The organism is Streptomyces sp. NPDC058650, assembly GCF_042717315.1.
GTDB lineage: Bacteria > Actinomycetota > Actinomycetes > Streptomycetales > Streptomycetaceae > Streptomyces.
The window spans coordinates 242,345-259,025 of sequence record NZ_JBHXRL010000004.1; the positions used below are offsets into that span (position 1 = coordinate 242,345).

Annotated in this window: 14 protein-coding genes; 5 read left to right on the forward strand and 9 right to left on the reverse strand. The window is 72.0% G+C overall.

The window, feature by feature from the left end; translation table 11 throughout:
- Positions 1-7: 7 nt before the first annotated feature.
- The gene (locus ACFWWU_RS09345) at positions 8-487 is read right to left on the reverse strand and encodes a DUF2771 domain-containing protein (protein WP_384141338.1); all 480 of its coding nucleotides are present in this window, start codon (positions 485-487) and stop codon (positions 8-10) included.
- A gap of 96 nt (positions 488-583) precedes the next feature.
- The gene (locus ACFWWU_RS09350; RefSeq protein ID WP_384141341.1) at positions 584-1,972 is read right to left on the reverse strand and encodes an MFS transporter; all 1,389 of its coding nucleotides are present in this window, start codon (positions 1,970-1,972) and stop codon (positions 584-586) included.
- Positions 1,973-2,495: 523 nt separating this feature from the next.
- Between ACFWWU_RS09350 and ACFWWU_RS09355 the strand changes: the two genes are divergently transcribed.
- Both ACFWWU_RS09355 and ACFWWU_RS09360 read left to right on the forward strand, forming a co-directional pair.
- The gene (locus tag ACFWWU_RS09355; protein ID WP_384141344.1) at positions 2,496-3,425 is read left to right on the forward strand and encodes a DUF3027 domain-containing protein; all 930 of its coding nucleotides are present in this window, start codon (positions 2,496-2,498) and stop codon (positions 3,423-3,425) included.
- 227 nt (positions 3,426-3,652) lie between these two features.
- A complete protein-coding gene (locus ACFWWU_RS09360; RefSeq protein ID WP_384141347.1) occupies positions 3,653-6,808 on the forward strand; it encodes a sacsin N-terminal ATP-binding-like domain-containing protein in 3,156 nt (1,051 codons plus the stop codon).
- A 22-nt stretch (positions 6,809-6,830) separates the two neighbouring features.
- Here ACFWWU_RS09360 and ACFWWU_RS09365 read toward each other — a convergent pair whose 3' ends face one another.
- Positions 6,831-7,364, reverse strand: coding sequence for a DinB family protein (locus ACFWWU_RS09365; RefSeq protein ID WP_384141350.1), 534 nt, complete (start codon positions 7,362-7,364; stop codon positions 6,831-6,833).
- A gap of 653 nt (positions 7,365-8,017) precedes the next feature.
- Here ACFWWU_RS09365 and ACFWWU_RS09370 point away from each other — a divergent pair.
- On the forward strand, positions 8,018-8,395 hold the full coding sequence (locus ACFWWU_RS09370) for a nuclear transport factor 2 family protein (RefSeq protein ID WP_024757633.1): 378 nt from the start codon (positions 8,018-8,020) through the stop codon (positions 8,393-8,395).
- Between the two features lie 506 nt (positions 8,396-8,901).
- Here ACFWWU_RS09370 and tgmC read toward each other — a convergent pair.
- The 5 genes from tgmC to ACFWWU_RS09395 form a co-directional block, all read right to left on the reverse strand.
- Positions 8,902-10,026: an ATP-grasp peptide maturase system methyltransferase gene (gene tgmC / locus ACFWWU_RS09375; RefSeq protein WP_384141354.1), complete on the reverse strand. Its 1,125-nt coding sequence runs from the start codon at positions 10,024-10,026 to the stop codon at positions 8,902-8,904.
- A complete protein-coding gene (gene tgmB, locus ACFWWU_RS09380) occupies positions 10,023-10,973 on the reverse strand; it encodes an ATP-grasp ribosomal peptide maturase (RefSeq protein WP_384141357.1) in 951 nt (316 codons plus the stop codon). Before tgmB ends, tgmC begins: the two co-directional genes overlap by 4 nt.
- Complete coding sequence (gene tgmA, locus ACFWWU_RS09385; RefSeq protein ID WP_384141359.1) at positions 10,970-11,281, reverse strand: putative ATP-grasp-modified RiPP; 312 nt, start codon at positions 11,279-11,281, stop codon at positions 10,970-10,972. Before tgmA ends, tgmB begins: the two co-directional genes overlap by 4 nt.
- A gap of 39 nt (positions 11,282-11,320) precedes the next feature.
- Entirely contained in the window at positions 11,321-11,488 is a 168-nt protein-coding gene (locus ACFWWU_RS09390) for a hypothetical protein (RefSeq protein WP_384141362.1), read from the reverse strand.
- Between the two features lie 92 nt (positions 11,489-11,580).
- Complete coding sequence (locus ACFWWU_RS09395; protein ID WP_384141365.1) at positions 11,581-11,757, reverse strand: hypothetical protein; 177 nt, start codon at positions 11,755-11,757, stop codon at positions 11,581-11,583.
- A gap of 112 nt (positions 11,758-11,869) precedes the next feature.
- Between ACFWWU_RS09395 and ACFWWU_RS09400 the strand changes: the two genes are divergently transcribed.
- Positions 11,870-13,210 (forward strand): tol-pal system YbgF family protein, encoded by a 1,341-nt coding sequence (locus ACFWWU_RS09400; RefSeq protein WP_384141368.1) that lies wholly within the window; start codon positions 11,870-11,872, stop codon positions 13,208-13,210.
- 457 nt (positions 13,211-13,667) lie between these two features.
- Complete coding sequence (locus tag ACFWWU_RS09405; protein WP_384141371.1) at positions 13,668-14,522, forward strand: hypothetical protein; 855 nt, start codon at positions 13,668-13,670, stop codon at positions 14,520-14,522.
- Here ACFWWU_RS09405 and ACFWWU_RS09410 read toward each other — a convergent pair.
- Positions 14,505-16,595 (reverse strand): protein kinase, encoded by a 2,091-nt coding sequence (locus ACFWWU_RS09410; RefSeq protein WP_384141374.1) that lies wholly within the window; start codon positions 16,593-16,595, stop codon positions 14,505-14,507. The two genes, ACFWWU_RS09405 and ACFWWU_RS09410, sit on opposite strands and share 18 nt — an antisense overlap.
- Positions 16,596-16,681 lie beyond the last annotated feature (86 nt).

Genomic DNA, 16,681 nt, shown 5'->3' on the forward strand with positions numbered 1-16,681 from the left:
CGGCGGATCAGGATTCCTTCTTCAGCTGGAAGTGCCAGATGCCGGTCAGCTTCTTGCCGGTGTTCTCGACGATGGTCACCTGGCTGTTGTCGGTGGCCTCGCCGGTCTGGCTGGAGAAGAAGGCGCTGGCCGGAATGGTCCGGTACGTCTTCTTGTACGGCTCGGGCTCGGCCTGCTGGCCGCCGAGGAAGATCGTCCAGCCGTTGTCCGCGATCTCGGGGTCGACCCCGAAGCGGATCTTGTCGTCCATCGCCACGGTGATGGACTTCTCGGCCTTCTTGTTGAGGCACTGCTGGATCTGCGACTCCTTGATGGCGTCGCCGTCGTTGTAGCAGGCGGCCTCGGAGTGGATCGAGTCGGACCCGACCGTGACAGTCGCGATCGGAGTCGGCTTGTCGCAGGCGGAGAGAACGAGGAGCCCGGCGGAGACGGCCCCGAGGGCGACGGCGGCCCGGCGGCGCGAGCCGGAGAAGAACGCAACGGTCATGAGCCGAAGGCTATCGGGCCGCCGCGCCCGCGCCACGCCGGGGTACGGCGCGCCGCCGCTCCGTGACCTCGGAACGCCTTCCTCGCCGTGCTCCTCCTAGGCCACCCGCGTCTTCGAGCGGCCCTGCGGGCCCGGGGGGTCGGCGCGGCGGCGGGCCGCCGCCAGCAGGCCGCGGACGGCGAGGAGCGCGCCCAGCGCGAGGAACCCGGCCGCCACGGCCAAGCCCAGCTGTCCGTTCAGCGGCAGCGAGATGCCGATCGCCCCGCCCACCACCCACGCCATCTGCAGCGCCGTCTCCGAGCGCGCGAACGCCGAGGTCCGCACCACCTCCGGCACGTCCCGCTGGATCAGCGCGTCGAGCGACAGCTTCGACAGGGCCTGCGTGAGGCCCGCGACCGCGCCGAGGACGGCGACCATCAGGCCGCCGAAGAAGATCGCCGCGCAGATCGCCGTACCGCACACCACGCTGATCATCGTGGCGATGATCACCTCGGGCCCGTGGCCCCGGTCGCGCAGGAGCGAGCCGACCGCCGTGCCGCACGCGTTCCCCACGCCCGCCGCCACGGCCACGATCCCCAGGGAGACGGCGGCGCTCTGCCCGGAGAGCGGATGCTCGCGCAGCAGGAACGCCAGGAAGAAGATCAGGAAACCCGACAGCATGCGCTGCGCCGCGTTCGCCTCCAGGCCGTGCAGGACGGACGGGCCGACCGTCCGCAGGCTCGGCTTCCGCTCGCCGTGCGTCAGCAGATGCGCCCGCCGTTCACCCTTCGCCGAGTCCACCTTCGGTGGCATCCGCAGCGCCCAGAACGCCCCGAGCAGGAACAGCGCGCACGCCCCGTACAGCGGGTACCGGGGCCCGATCAGCTGGAGCCCCGCCCCGACGGGCGCGGCGATCCCGGTGGCGAGCAGCCCGGCGAGGGTGACCCGGGAGTTCGCCTTCACGAGGGAGAACTTCGGTGGGAGCAGGCGCGGGACGACCGCGCTGCGCACCACCCCGTACGCCTTCGAGGCGACCAGGACGCCCAGGGCCGCCGGGTACAGCTCCAGGCCGCCGGTGGCGACAGCGCCCGACATCATGATCGCGAGCACCGCGCGGGTCAGCATCGCGCCCGCCATCGCCGCGCGCCTGCCGTGCGGGATGCGGTCCAGGAGCGGGCCGATCACCGGGGCGAGCAGGACGAAGGGGGCCATGGTGACGGCGAGGTAGAGGGCGACGCGGCCGCGGGCCTCGTCGGTGGGCACGGAGAAGAAGACGGTGGAGGCGAGGGCGACGGTGATCATGACGTCGCCGGCGCCGTTCACGGCGTGCAGCTCGATCAGTTTGCCGAGGCCCGACTCGCCCGCGCCATGGGCGTGGGTGGCCTTCCGGATGCCTTTCGCGGTTCCGGTGAAGGGCAGGTGCAGGGCGCGTCCGACCGCCCGGCCCGCTCGGCTGAGCGGTCCGGCATGATCTTCGGATCGTGCGGGGGACCGTGCGGCTGCCACTCCGTCATAGTGCCCCACCGGCGCGCCGGACGAACCGTGGCGCGGCGAACGGCGGAGGTACGAAGGCGGTATGGAGCCGCTACGGAGCCGCTACGGAGCCGCTACGGAGCCGGTACGGAAGCGGCAACGGGGCGGTAGGAGGGCGACGGGAGGGCGGCAAGAGGGCGGCGGGACAGCCGGGAATCAGCCGCGAAACAGTGGTCACGAGGCAGTCGCGAGGCAGTCGTGAGACGGTGGCGAGGCGGTCCGGAGCGTCCGCGATCCGGGCCACTTGAGGCGGGCAGGTGGGCGGAGGCCCGCGAACGGGGTAGCGTGCGTAGCGCGTCACCGGCGGAAGTTCTCGGCCGCGCGCCTCTTCGGCATCCCGCAGAATGGATGGCGATAGGTGTGCCCGAGACACGCGAGACAAGTCGGGTGCGGACGTCGATGCGGCCCTCAGGTCCGCTCCGCCCGCCGCCCGTGGCTTCGCTTTCGCCCCTCGGCCGGCGCACCCGTGAGACGGCGTAGGAGAGAAGCGAGACCTGTGAGTGCTGCGACGACGCGAAGCGGTGCCCCGCGTACCCCGCGAGCCACGCGTACCCCCGACCGCCTGTGCGTCGAGGCGGTAGACCTCGCGCGGGAGGCCGCCGAGGAGGCGGCCGCGCCCGCCAAGGTGGGCGCACACGTCGAGGTCGTCGCGGAGGGCGACCGGGTCGTCACGCACTTCTTCGAGTGCGAGGAGCCGGGCTACCGCGGCTGGCGCTGGGCGGTGACGGTCACCCGCGCCTCACGCGCCAAGAACGTCACGCTTGACGAAACCGTCCTGCTGCCCGGCGCCGACGCCCTCCTCGCCCCCGAGTGGGTGCCGTGGAGCGAGCGCCTCCGCCCCGGCGACATGGGGCCCGGCGACCTGCTCCCCACCGAGCAGGACGACCTGCGCCTGGAGCCCGGATACACGGGCGAGGAGGCGCCGCCGCCGAACTCGGCGGTCTCGGAGGAGCTGGCGGACCACCTCGACGCCGAGGACGCCGAGATCGTCTCCCGTACGCCCTCGCGCGGCACGATCGCCGCGGTCGCCGAGGAGCTCGGCATGCGCCGGGCCCGCGTCCTCTCCCGCTACGGCCTGCACGTGGCCGCGGACCGCTGGGACGAGAACTTCGGCGCCAAGACCCCGATGGCGCAGGCGGCCCCCGCGTCCTGCGAGTCCTGCGCGTTCCTGGTGCCGCTCGCCGGCTCCCTGAAGCAGGCCTTCGGCGTCTGTGCCAACGAGTTCTCCCCGGCGGACGGCCGGGTCGTCTCCCTCGCGTACGGCTGCGGGGGCCACTCGGAGGCCGCGGTCATGCCGAAGCCCCCGCGCCCGGCGCCCCCGGTCCTCGACTCGATGGCCTCGGACGTCTTCCCGCTCCGCCCGGCCAAGGACTCCGGCTCGACGACGGAGCCCGACGACTCCTCCGAGGACCTGGGCCACTCGTAGCCCCCGTTCACCCTCGTTCCCACCCCGGGATGTGCTTCCGCGCGCCCCGGGGGCGGGACGTGCCCCGGCGGCCGGGGCGGGGCGGAGCGCGGTACCTTTCGGGCCCGGACCTTCGGTCCGGCAGTGTCACCAACCGATTCGCACCCGATCCGCACCCGATCAGCGCCGGTCAGCACCGATCAGCACGTGATCGGCGCGGGATCGGCGAGTGATCACCGCCCCGCAGAGTGGAGTCAGACGTGAGCGTCAGCGTCCGGACGACGACCGACGGAACCGATCCCTTCGGCACCGCACGGCTGCGGCGGGGAGTGCTCGACGCCTGGGGCGCCTCGCCCGCCCGGTTCCGCGAGGACGCCAACGCCGAGGAGGACCTCGCGCTCGGCGGCTACCGCGACCGGCTCGTCGTCGAACTCGCCCAGAACGCCGCCGACGCCGCCCACCGCGCCGGCGTCACCGGCCGCCTCCGCCTCACCCTCCACCCCGCGGACGACGAGAGCCCCGCGATCCTCGCCGCCGCCAACACCGGCGCCCCGCTGGACGCCACCGGCGCCGAGTCGCTGTCCACGCTCCGCGCCTCCGCCAAGCGCGAGCAGGGCCCCGGCGCCGTCGGCCGCTTCGGCGTCGGCTTCGCCGCCGTCCTCGCCGTGACCGACGAACCCGCCGTCCTCGGCCGCCACGGCGGCGTCCGCTGGTCCCTCGCCGAGGCCCGCGAACTCGCCGCCGAGTCCGCCCGCCACAGCCCGGGCCTGGGCGACGAACTGCGCCGCAGGGACGGCCACGTACCCCTCCTGCGTCTCCCGCTGCCCGCCGAGGGCACCGCGCCCGACGGCTACGACACGGTCGTCGTCCTCCCCCTGCGCGACACCGCCGCCCGCGACCTGGCCGAGCGGCTCCTCGAATCGGTCGACGACGCGCTGCTCCTCACGCTCCCCGGTCTCGCGGAGATCGTCGTCGAGACGGCCGAGGGCGTACGAACCCTCCGCAGGTCCGAGGACGACGGCTACGTCCGTATCGACGACACGGCGACCGGCACCCACCGCTGGCGGACCGTCTCCCACACCGGGCCCCTCGACGCCGAACTCCTCAAGGACCGCCCGGTGGAGGAGCGGCTCCGCCCCCACTGGGCCGTCACCTGGGCCGTACCCGTGGACGCGGAGGGCGCCCCGCGCCACCCCCGTACCGAACCGGTCGTGCACGCCCCCACGCCCACCGACGAGCCCCTCGGCATCCCCGCCCTCCTCATCGCCTCCCTGCCGCTGGACACCGCGCGGCGCCACCCGGCACCCGGCCCGCTCACCGACTACCTGGTGCAGCGCGCGGCGGACGCGTACGCCGAACTCCTCGCCGACTGGCACCCGGTGACGACCGCCACCCTCGACCTCGTACCCGGCCCGCTCGGCAAGGGCCCGCTCGACGGGGCGCTGCGCGAGGCGATCCTCGACCGGCTGCCGAGGGTCGCGTTCCTGGCCCCGGCGGCCCCCTCCGAAGAGCTCCCGGCGCTCCGCCCGATCGAGGCGGAGGTGGCGGAAGGCGCGGGCGCCGAGACCGTCGACGTCCTCGCCGAGGTCTTCCCGACCCTCCTCCCGGCCGGCCTGGAGCGGCGCCCCGAACTGCGCACGCTCGGGGTGGGCCGCGTACCGCTGACGGAGGCGATCGACCGGCTGGCCGGCGTGGACCGGGCCCCGACGTGGTGGTGGCGGGTGTACGACTCCCTCGCCGGAGTCGACCCGGACCGCCTGACGGGCCTCCCGGTGCCGCTCGCGAACGACTCCGACGACTCGGAGGACGGCGGCCGGATCCGTACGACGATCGGCCCCCGCCAGGTCCTGCTCCCGCAGGACCGGACACCCGCCGAACTGACCCGCCTCGGCCTGAAGGTGGCGCACCCGGAGGCGGCGCACCCGCTCCTGGAGAAGCTGGGCGCCCTGCCCGCCACGCCCCGCGCGGTCCTGACGACCCCGCAGGTACGGGCGGCGGTCGCGGCCTCACTCGACGCGGGGGAGATCTGGGACGAGGACGCGGACACCCTCGACGCGGAGGAACTGGCGGAGACGGTCCTCGCCCTGGTCAGGGACGCGGAACTCGACCAGGGCGAGGAACCGTGGCTGGGCGCGCTCGCCCTCCCCGACGAGGACGGCGAACTCACCCCGGCGGGCGAGCTGGTCCTCCCGGGCTCCCCCTTCGCGTCGGTGATGCGCGAGGACGAACTGCCCTTCGTCGACGGGGACCTGGCGGCCCGCTGGGGCGAACGCCCCCTGGCGGCCTGCGGAGTCCTGTCCACCTTCGCCCTGGTCCGCGCGACGGACCTGGTCCTCGACCCGGACGAGGTCGAGCCCCGGGAGAGCGACTACCCGGAGCCGGACGACGCCGGCCTCCTGGACGCGGTCGACGTGTGGTGCGAGGACGTCCTGGACCGCCTGCCGGAGTCGCCGGTGCCGCCGGTGGCGACGGAGATCGTGGCGGTACGGGACCTGGACCTGGTGGACGACGACGCCTGGCCGCAGGCCCTGGCGCTCCTGGCGCAGCCCCCGCTCCGCGACGCCCTCACCCAGCCGGTACGGATCCTCCTCCCGGACGGCACGACGGAGACGGTCCGCTCGTACACGGCGTGGTGGCTCCGCGACCACCCGGTCCTGGACGGCCGCCGCCCCGCGGGACTCCGCGCCGAAGGCTCGGACCCCCTCCTCTCCGGCCTGTACGACTCCGCCGACGCGACCGGCTTCGACGACGAACAGGTCCTGCGGGCCCTGGGCGTCCGCACCTCGGTGGCGGCGCTCCTGGAGGAACCGGGCGGCGCGGCCGAACTCCTGACCCGCCTGGCGGACCCGTCCCGCGAGGTCACGGCCCCCCAACTCCACGCCCTCTACACGGCGCTGGCGGACCTGGACCCGGACCAGGTGACGCTCCCGGACGAGCTGCGGGCGGTGGTGAACGGAGAGCTGGTCGTCGTGGACGCGGCCGAAACCCTGGTGGCGGACGCCCCGGACCTCCTCCCCCTCACGGGCGACACCCCACTGCTCCCGGTCGCCCCGTCCCGCGCGGCCGACCTGGCGGAACTGTTCCAGGTCCGCCGCCTGAGCGAGGAGTTCGAGGCGGAGGTGACGACGGTGGGCGAGGAACACGAGGTCCCGCCGTCGGTCCACGCCCTCCTGGGCCCGGCAACCCCTGCCTCGTACATCGAACACGAGGAACTCCGAGCGGCGGGCGTGGAACTGGACTGGCGGGTGACCCCGGACGGCGTCCTCCACGCCGCCACCCTGGAAGGCGTAGCGGCAGGCCTGGCCTGGTCGGCAGGCCAGTGGCCCCGCCGCTTCGAGGTGGCGGCGCTGCTCGAAGACCCGTCCCGTACAGCGGAACTGGCCAGGGACCGCTGGTTCGACTGACCGAGGTCCCCGGAGCGGGCGATCACCGCTGGGCGGTGGTGCTCGCTCCGTCGAGTGCCTCCCGGATGATGTCCGCGTGCCCGGCGTGCTGAGCCGTCTCCCTGAGGAGGTGGAGCAGGATCCGGCGCACGGACCAGTAGACGGTCTCGGGCGGGGACCACGGAGTCCTGGGGAGGGGCACGGTCCGGTCCAGATCGGGCAGGCCGACCAGGGCTTCTTCGGTTCCCCGGGCCTCGGTCGCGTACTGCTCCAGGAGCCCGGCGAGCGTCTCGCCGCCGGCCATGCGGTACTGCTCCATGTCGAGCATGCCGTCCGGCAGCTCCCCGTCCCCCTTGGCCAGGATCTGCGTCCACACGTGGTGGCCACGGGCGATGTGCTTGACGATCCCGCCCAGGGTGAGCTCGCTGACGGTCGTACGCTGCGCGGCCTGGGCGTCGGTGATGCCGCGCACGGTGATGAGAAGCAACTCGCGCTGCTCGGCGAGCGCACGCAGCAGCTCTCCGAGCTCTCCTCGAAGGAACGGGACGGAGCCTTCGGCTTCAGGTGAAGTGGTCATGGTCCGACGGTAGGAGGGATGTAGGTCAGAAGCTGACCGCGATGCCGACCCCGCCACGACGGTGCCCGGTCCGGCCCAGGGGCCTCTGGGGGGCGAGGGGTTCTTGCGAGCTTCTGGTGGGACCGCCCTCTTTCCGAGAGTCGCACCTTCCGCCGCCGCGTCAAGGGCGCCTTCGGCGTCGCTGCGCGATGGCCTACGGCCACCCTTGACCCGGCGACGGAAGCCGCGCAAAAACTCTCGGAGGGCGGTCCGGGGGCCGGGGGTCACGCGGGGGCCCGGGCAGTGTCGGGGGTCGGAGGGCGCCTGGCAGGCCGGTGGGGTGGGGCTGGGCCAGTGGCGGGGGTGGGTGGGCACCTTCCGTCGGTTCGGGGTGCGCTGCCGTTGAATGGGGCAGCCGGGCTTGGCTAAGCGGCGGACGGTCGGTGGTCGGCCGAGATTCAAGCCCCGCTGGTCACTCCCGGTGGGGGGAAGACCCACCGGTGAGGCGAGACGACACCAGACGAGACATTGCTACAGATCGATCGCAGACCAGGGGCGAAATACCCCGACTTCCCCACCCCAGCGGCTAGTGCTGTGACCGGGATGGTTCACCGTGGTCGGAGGACGGCTCACGGGACGAGCGCGTTCCGCGAGGCGACTGGTATTACTGGTGCATGCAGGAAGAGACCGCGCGGTCCGCGATCGACACGTTCATCTCCGCGTTCAACGCCTCGGACGACAGCTATGTGACTGCGTTGCTCTCCCAGGCCCTCACCTCGGACGTGGTCTTCTGGGGACCGTTGGGCCGCAGTGAGGGGATCGAGGCGGTCGAGCGGTTCGTGCTGGACATCCGGCGCCACCCCGCGGGGACCGGCACGATGGTGCGCTGTTCGGCGGTGGACATGCCGGACGAGTGGGCCCGGTACCAGTGGGTCTTCACGACGCCGGATGGAGGCCCCCGCCTGGCGGGAACGGACGTCGTCCATCTGCGGCGGAGCCTCATCGACCAGGTCATCGTCTTCGCGGGGGAGATCGAGCCGTCCGCCTCCTGAGCCATTTTCCAACCAACCCGGCGAACCTATGCGGTCACAGCACTAGCTACTCGTAGTAACTACACGCTAGGCATGTCTCCACCCCCCACCGAGACAGACCAGCGGGGCCTGAATCCCAACTCCCCACCGGCCGTGACTCGCTAAGCCGAGCCCGACTGCCCCATTCAACGACCGCGCACCCCGAACCCACCCCAGCGGACCCACCCACCCCCGCCGCTAGCCAAGCCTCACCCCACCGGCCTGCCAGGCGCCGTCCGACCCCGACCGATGCCCGGGCCCCCGCGTGGCCACGCCCCCGGCCGCCCTCCGAGAGGTCTTTCGCTCCTGGAGCCGCCGGGTCAAGGGTGGCCGCAGGCCATCGCGCAGCGACGCCGAAGGCGCCCTTGACGCGGTGGCGGAAGGTGCGACTCTCGGAAAGAGGGCGGTCCCACCAGAAGCCCACGAAGCCGGCCCACCCCGAGGCCCCGCCCCGGTGCCGAGTGCCCTCGTCCGCTCTCGACCGCTGGTCAGTTCGGCCAGGTGATGGTCTGGGCGTCTGGGGTGACGGTGATCCGGAAGCGGTCGAGGTCCGGTGAACCGGCCCGTCGCCAGCGAGCCACGTGATCTTCGATTCGGTCCCAGAGTCGGTCCGGTCCGCCTTGGCGGACCACCCAACGACGGCCGAGCTGGTGGAGGGACGCCCACGCCCCGGCCCCTACATCGAGAAGTACGGGGGCTGCCTCGCCGCCGTCGAGAGAGATCCGGAGGAGCTGAGCGCGAGGCGCAGCGAGTTGGGCGACGAACCGGGCGGTCCAGTCGTCCAGAGCATCCGCGCCGATGACGGCCTCACGCTCCTCGCCGTCGCCGAGATCGGGCAACGCTCCCAGAGGCGGCGGCAGATGGGCCCGGGCGAGCATGAAGGAGATCTGGCCGCCGAGGAGTCTGCCGTGCGCGACGCCGTCCTCGACGGTCAGGCGGGCGAGTTCGGAGGAGTACATCCATCCGCACACCGTGGCGAGGATCCGACCGCCGGGCCTGGTCTGGGCGAGCCAGGCCGGTGGGACGCCGAGGACTCCGCAGGTGGCCACGATCCGGTCGTACGGGCCGCCCTCCGGGTCCCCCGAGAGGCCGTCCCCGACGACGAGCCGGGGCAGGTGACCGGTGGCGCGGAGGGAGGTGCGTGCCCGTGTGGACACGTCCGCGTCGACTTCGACCGAGGTCACGAGATCGTCGCCGAGGCGGTGGCAGAGGAGGGCTGTCGAGTAGCCCGTACCGGTGCCGATCTCCAGGACGTGCGTGCCGTCGTCCACCTGGAGGTTTTCGAGCATCCGTACGACGATGCTCGGCATGGTGCTGGAGCTGGTCGGGGACCGGAAGATACGGCCCTGGATGTCGCCGGGGGAGATGGTTCCGGCGACCTGGGTCACGAGTGAGTCGTCCTCGTAGGCGGCCGGGAGCCAGGCCGGGTCTTCCGGCATGACCGGCTCCCATCCGGTAGGGCCGTTGCCATCCACCCGGCGGAAGAACCCGTTGCGGAGGAACTCATGGCGGGGAACGTCGACCACGGCCCGGCGCCACTCGGGCGAACGCAGCTGACCGTCCGCGGCGAGCCGGTCGGCAAGTCCCTCGCGAAGAATCGTGTCGTCGCTCACGTGGTCATCCGTTCCAGGAGGCCGGCCATGGCCGCGACCATGGGCAGTCCGGTTTCCGGTTCCATCCATGCCCACTGGCCGCTCGGGTTGCATTCGAGGAACCACCATGTCCCCGTCCGGTCCACGGCGAAGTCGAATGAGCCGAAGACCAGTCCGAAGTGGTCCAGGTACCGGTACAGGGCATCGCTGATGCCGGGTGGCGGCTCGACGACGGTGTAGGCGAGCCGGTCGTAGTCCGTTCGCCAGTCGAGGAGCCCGGAGTCGATGCGTACACAGAACACCTGCCGCCCGATGACGGTCACGCGGACGTCGCCGACCTTGTCGACGCGGTGCTGGAAGAGGTGGGCGGTACCGGCCACGCGCTCGTCGATCTGGTCCGCCGTGACCTCGCCGACCTCGACCGTGCAGGAGACGCCGTCGACCCGGTACAGGGGTGTCGACAACGGTTTGTAGATGACCGGCCCGTGTGTCCTGGCGAACGAGCGGGCGGCGTCCGGGTCCGAGGTGACGAGGGTCGACGGGACCGAGAAGCCGCACTGGACGGCTGCGGCGAGGCCGGAGGGCTTGAACTCGGCGTCTCCGATGCGGTGGGGGTGGTTGACGTACAGACAGTCGGGGAGTGAGGCCAGGACACCGCCGAGGCCGTAGCGGGCCTGTGTGACGGCGAAGCGGGCGTTCTGCTCGTCGAGGTGCGTGAAGGTGAAGCCGGAGGGCCGCCGGTAGTACAGCGACCGAACGTGGGACAGGTCGGCGGTCCGGGTGGGGGTGGACAGCGTTCCTTCGATGCCGTGAGGCGTGAGGGTGGCCGCGAACGACAAGGTGGCGGGGAAGTCCCCTGAGTCGAGCCGCACGACCGGGACGCCCCGATCGTGCAGCTCGCTGATCACCAGGTCGGCCGTGGGGTCGTCGATCACGGTGACGACCAGCACCGGGCCGACGGGGATCACTGGTCGGCGTCGTTCCCGGTGTCGCTGTCCCCGCCGCCGGTACCGCCGCCGCTGGACCCGTCGGACGGGTTGCCGGTGTTCGTACTGGGGTTGGTACCGGTGCTGGTGCCGTGTCCGGGCATCTCCATGACCTGGCCGGCGGCGTCGAAGTAGCGGGCGGTCTGGGTATCCGGGTCGATCTCGGCCCGGGCGTAGGCGGGGGCCATCGCCGGGTACGGGGCCATGCGCTGAACGCCCCAGGGCGCGGAGGTGACGTGGCCCATGGGCAGGGGAGTCCCGGTCGGAAGCCGGTCGGAGTGGTGGAACATGGGTCCTCCAAGGGTCGGTTGGGATGGTGTGTGGTGCCCCTACTCGGCCGCGTGGGTAGGCGATCCGTCGCGCGGCAGGGCCGGGAGTCCGGCGGCCTGGAGGGCGGCCTGTACGTTGTCGGCCGAGGTCGTCCACTCGATGCCGCTCGTGGGGCGGATGTGGGCGACGCGGATCACTCGGCCGTCGCTGTGCAACTCGTGCGTCACGGCCGTCAGCTCCCCCTCTCCGCTGCTGGCGATGTCCCGCACCCGCCTGTGGAGCAGAGGGTGTTGCTCGTATCCGTCGTGGCCGACCGGGTTCACGTCTTCGTCTCCGGGAAGCGTTCGCCGGCCTCGGCCCGCCGCATGAACTTCACCCAGCCGGCAGCCGCGCGCATCCGGAGCGCCCGACTCGGCGCACCCGGCACCGGTTCGGGAGCGGTGTACCTCCGCCCGCTGGAACCGGGCGTTCGACGTGGCAGATCGGGGGTGGTCATGCATTCGCTCCTCTCGCGTGGTGTGATGTTCAGTCAACTGCTCGACACGGAGCGTGAGTACTGTTGAGCAGGTACCGGACCGTGAAACCCGTGAAAGTTCAGGGGGTTCGCCATGGCGGCACGTACACCGAACGTCGCGTTAGCTGCTCTCTTCGAGGAGACCGGCTGGTCGAGAGGCCAGTTCGTCCGCGCTATCGCCCGTGTGGGTGGCGAGGTTGGCATCCCGTTCCAGTACGACGAATCCGCGGTGCCGCACTGGCTGGCGGGCACGCTTCCGAGGAGGCCGGTCCGTCCGCTGGTCCTGGAGGCGCTCGCGCGCAGGCTTGGCCGTCCCATCAGCATGTACGCGGCTGGGTTCACTCATTCGCCCGAGGTTTCCGACGGCACGCCGGATACCGTGGCGGGACTGGCCGACCTCGGGAGTGCGGACATGGACCCATCACGCAGGAGTGTCCTTGGAGTAGGGGTCTATTCGGCTGCCGCCGTCATCCCGGGGTGGCCGGATGTGCGGGACCGGTTGGAGAAGGTGCAAACCGATCCGCACGCGCGGATCGGAAGCCCCGAGGTTGCGGCGATCACTGCCATGACCGAGCACATCAGCGATCTCGACGACAAGTTCGGCGGCCGGATGGCCCGTCCTATGGCGGCGGCCTTTCTCGTGAACACGATCGTCTCCGCGCTCAGGGCGACGGCCTCCGACGGAGTGAAGAACGCCCTGCGGTCGGCGGCTGCCGACCATTGCTATCTGACCGGATTCATGGCGATGGACGAGCGCAAGGACGGCCTGGCCCAGCAGTACTACACCAAGGCCCTTGAACTGGCCGGCGCGGCGGGTGACCACCTGACCTACTGCACCACTCTGCGCGGGATGAGCGTGCAGGCGGTCGATCTCGGTCACGGACCCCTCGCCTCGCGCCTGGCGGATGCGGCCGCCGCGGCCTCTCCCCAGGCTGGTCCCCGCATGGTCGCGTTCCTCGCGGGGCAGCAGGCCCACGCTGCCGCGCAGACCGGGGACCGGGTGGGCGCGCTGCTGCGCATCAAGGAGGCGGAGCGGTCCATGGACAGGGCGGAGTCTCGGGCGAAGGCGTTCGGGTCGTACGACCCGTCCGCGCTGAACTACCACGTGGGGCAGGTCCGTTACGAGCTCGGTGATGTCGCCGGGTCGATCGAATCCCTGGAGCTGGCCGACCGTCTGCGCGAGCCCGGCTACCGTCGCACGCGGGTCCGGTACAACGCGATGCTCGCGGAGCGGAAGCTGGAGATCGGGCGTCTGGAGGAGGCGTGTGCCGACTGGGGTCGTGTCCTGGACGACTACCCGCACGTACAGTCCGGTCGGTGCGACGACCGGGTGACGACGATGCTCTCCGCCCTCCGGCCACACCTCGGCAACACCCACGCACGCGAGGTCTTCGACCGCGGCCGCCTGATGGTGCGGGGCGCGGGGCCGTGCTGACGGAGACGGCGTTTCGCCGGGGAGGGTCGTCGCGAACTCTCCGCCGCGCACCCCGAACCCAACCCCAGCGGACCCACCGGCCCCCGGCCACTAACCGAGCCCCACCCCACCGGCCTGCCAGGCGCCCTCCGACCCCCGACACTGCCCGGGCCCCTGGCGTGACCCCACCCCCCGGACCCGCCCCCGTCGCCGGGGTGCGCCCGGCCACGCGCCGGTGGTGCACGACGCCCATTTATTAACGGGTTGAGAACTCCCCAACCCACCCCTCCCGCTCCCCAACTGGCCCTGCCACACGTTCGGGTGAAGGAGTGTCCGGAGTGCGGACGGATGCTGTACGGTCGGCCGCAACAACGGCATATGCAGCAACTCGGCCCCCGGCAGGACTGGCATCCTGACGAGGGCCTGACCAAGCAGGAAGTAGCGCTTCCCCATGGCTTGTCCGCAGTCTAACGCGGCCGTGTCCGCGTACCCCGTTCCGTTCGAGATCCCCGCCGACGCGCCCCGCTCCGGGGTGATCCGCGTGCGGTTCCGGCATACCGACCGGTTCACGGTCGTCGGCAATCACCTCGCCCAGCATCCGTCCCTGTCAGCCGTGGCGATCGGGCTCGGGGTGCACATCCAGTCGCTGCCCGAAGGTGCCGACGTCACCGTGAAGACGCTCACCAACCGCTTCACCGAGGGCGAGATCACCATCCGGCGCGCGCTCAACGAGCTGGTGGCCGAAGGGTACTTGGAGCGGCATCGGGTGCCGCTCGGGGGCGGGCGGTTCGCCACTCGGGTCGTGTCGTACGACCGGCCCGGGTATGGGTTGCCGGTGCGGCGGGCTGCGCCGCCCGTCGACCCCGACCCCGACCCCGACCCCGACCCCGAACCCGAACCCGACCCCGACCCCGGGCCTGAGCCCGCCGAGCCCGTACCAGCAGCCGGCCCGGAGCTTCCCGGGCCCGCCGCCGAGCTCCTCGCGCGGCTGCGGACCGTCGACCCCCGGCTGTTGCTGCCCTGGCGGGAGGTCCTGCGGCTCGCGCCCGCCGTCGAGGCGTGGTTCGACCTGGCCGCGACTCCCGCCCAGGTCATCCGTACGCTCACCGCCACCCTCCCGCCCGCGCACGTCCCCATCCACCACCCGGGCAGGTTCCTGGAGTACCGGCTCACCACCCTCCGACCTCCCCGACTGCCCGCCGGTCCGCCGTCGTCGGCGATCGAAGGGCCCGCGCCGCTGATCACCTGCGACGGATGCGACCGGGCCTTCCGCAGCCGTGACCCCGAGGCCGTCTGCGGTGAATGTCGTGACGACTCAACCGGCGGCGGTTGAAGGGGCCTTCGCCTGAGGGGGCGTGGCCTTCTCCGGCGCGAGGAACGAGTGGATCCGTGAGTCGTAGGCGGGCGCGATGATGACGTCGCCCATGATCACGGGCGCCCGCAGTTGGGTCGTGGGCGGTGGGTCGGACTGGCTGAGATCCACGGTGCTCTTCGGAGGACGGCGCTCCCACAGCGCGCCGCCGTCGTGTCGGTTCAGGGCGATGACGGTGCCGTCCTCGGCGGTGAAGTGGACGCGGTCGCCCGCCACCGCCGGGGCGGAGAAACCTTCGTGGAGTGTGGTCGAGGACCACAGACGTCGTTCCGCGGCGATGTCGTAGGCGCTGATGACTCCCTCGCGATGGCTGTAGAACACGTCGCCCGCGATGCCCAACAGCTCCTCCGAAGTGCCGAGTTCGACGGATTTCTCGGCTCCGGTCCTGCGGTCGGTCCTGGTGAGCCTGGTCATGTCCTGCCGGGCGGGGGACGCGGCGTACACGTAACCCTCCTCGGAGATCGTGATCACGTCGGTGTCCGGGGAGACGCCGCGGTTCCAGAGGAGCGTGCCGTCGCCCTGGGTGATCTCCCCGACTTCGATGATGTGCTCTTCGGGGTCTCGTCTGACGACGTGGACGCGGTTGCTCGGCGGAGAACCCGCGGGCGGGATGAACAGTTCCCAGCCCGGCGCGGCGGTCCACATAGGGCTCATCGAGCCCGGATCCCACGCCGAGATCTTCCCGTCGCGAGCACAGAAGAGAGTCTGGCCGGCGGTGCCGCAGGCTTTCGTGCCAGGGAGTACGCGCTCGAGCAGGGGAGTACCCGTCGCGGGATCGAACGTCCAGATCTTGTACGAGTGACTCGTACCGGTGCCGTCGCCGTCGTACGTGGCGGCGAACGTGGCCGAGCGGGTCACCTCGAGCAGGGGCGGAGGCCCCTGCTCGGGGCCTTGCCGCTGCCACAGCACTTTTCCGGTGAGGGGATCCAGGCGCGCCGCCAGCAGGCCGTTTCCCGTGCACCAGAGCGCTGAGAACTGGTAGCGGCAGTGCAGCATCCGGTCCAGCGGGTCCGTGTTCGTCAGTACTTGCGTGGTCCACGGCTTCCAGCCGGGCAGCCGTACCGGCGTCGGTGTCGGGGTCGGCCGTGCGGTGCCGGCCGTGGCGAGCGGTTTGCGGGGGCTTTCGCCGCCGTCCCCGTTCGGCCACCACGTCCATACGCCGACGATCAGCGCCGCGCATGCCACCGCGCCCGCCGCGAGCGCGACCCGGCGCAGCCGGACGCGGCGGGTGCGGGCGAGTTCGGCTTCGCGGGCGGAGGTGCGGTGGGCGCGGCGTTCGCGGCGGGAGGAGAGGAGGGTCAGGAGGGTTTCGGGGGCGGGGCGTTCGGCGGGGTCCTTGCGCAGGCAGGGTTCGACGACGGGGCGGAGGGATTCGGGCAGGCCGGTGAGGTTCGGGTCCTCGTGGACGGCGTTCCAGGCGATCGCGTACGGGGTGTCCGCGTCGAACGGGCCGTGGCCGGTCGCCGCGTAGACCAGGACCGAGCCCAGCGCGAAGACGTCGGCGGCCGGTCCCGCGTCACGGGGGGTGCGGAACTGTTCGGGCGCCATGAAAAGGGGTGTTCCCAGGATCTGACCGCTCTGCGTCAGGGCGGTGGCGTCCACGACGCGCGAGATGCCGAAGTCGATGACCCGTGGGCCGTCCTCGGCCAGCAGGATGTTCCCGGGCTTCAGGTCGCGGTGGACCAGGCCCGCGCGGTGGATGTCGCGCAGCGCCTCGCACAGGCCCGAAGCCAGTCGCCAGACCTCGTCGGCAGGGAGAGTGCCCCGGTCGTTCACCACGTCGGCGAGGGTGGGGCCTTCGACGTACTGGGTGGCCATCCACGGGGTGGGACCTTCCGTGTCCGCGTCCAGGACCGGCGCCGTGAACGCGCCGCTCACCTGTCGGGCCGCCTGGACCTCGCGGGCGAACCGTTCGCGGAAGCCGGGCTTCGCCGCGAGGTCCTCGCGGATCACCTTGACGGCGACCGCCCGTCCGGAGGGCGAGTGGGCGAGGTAGACCTCGCCCATGCCGCCGGCTCCCAGCAACTCGGTCACCTGATAGTGCCCGAGCATCGTCAGACGCGTTTCCCCCGTACCCGCAGCCATCCCCGCCCCCAACCGATGATCACGCGCGATCGATC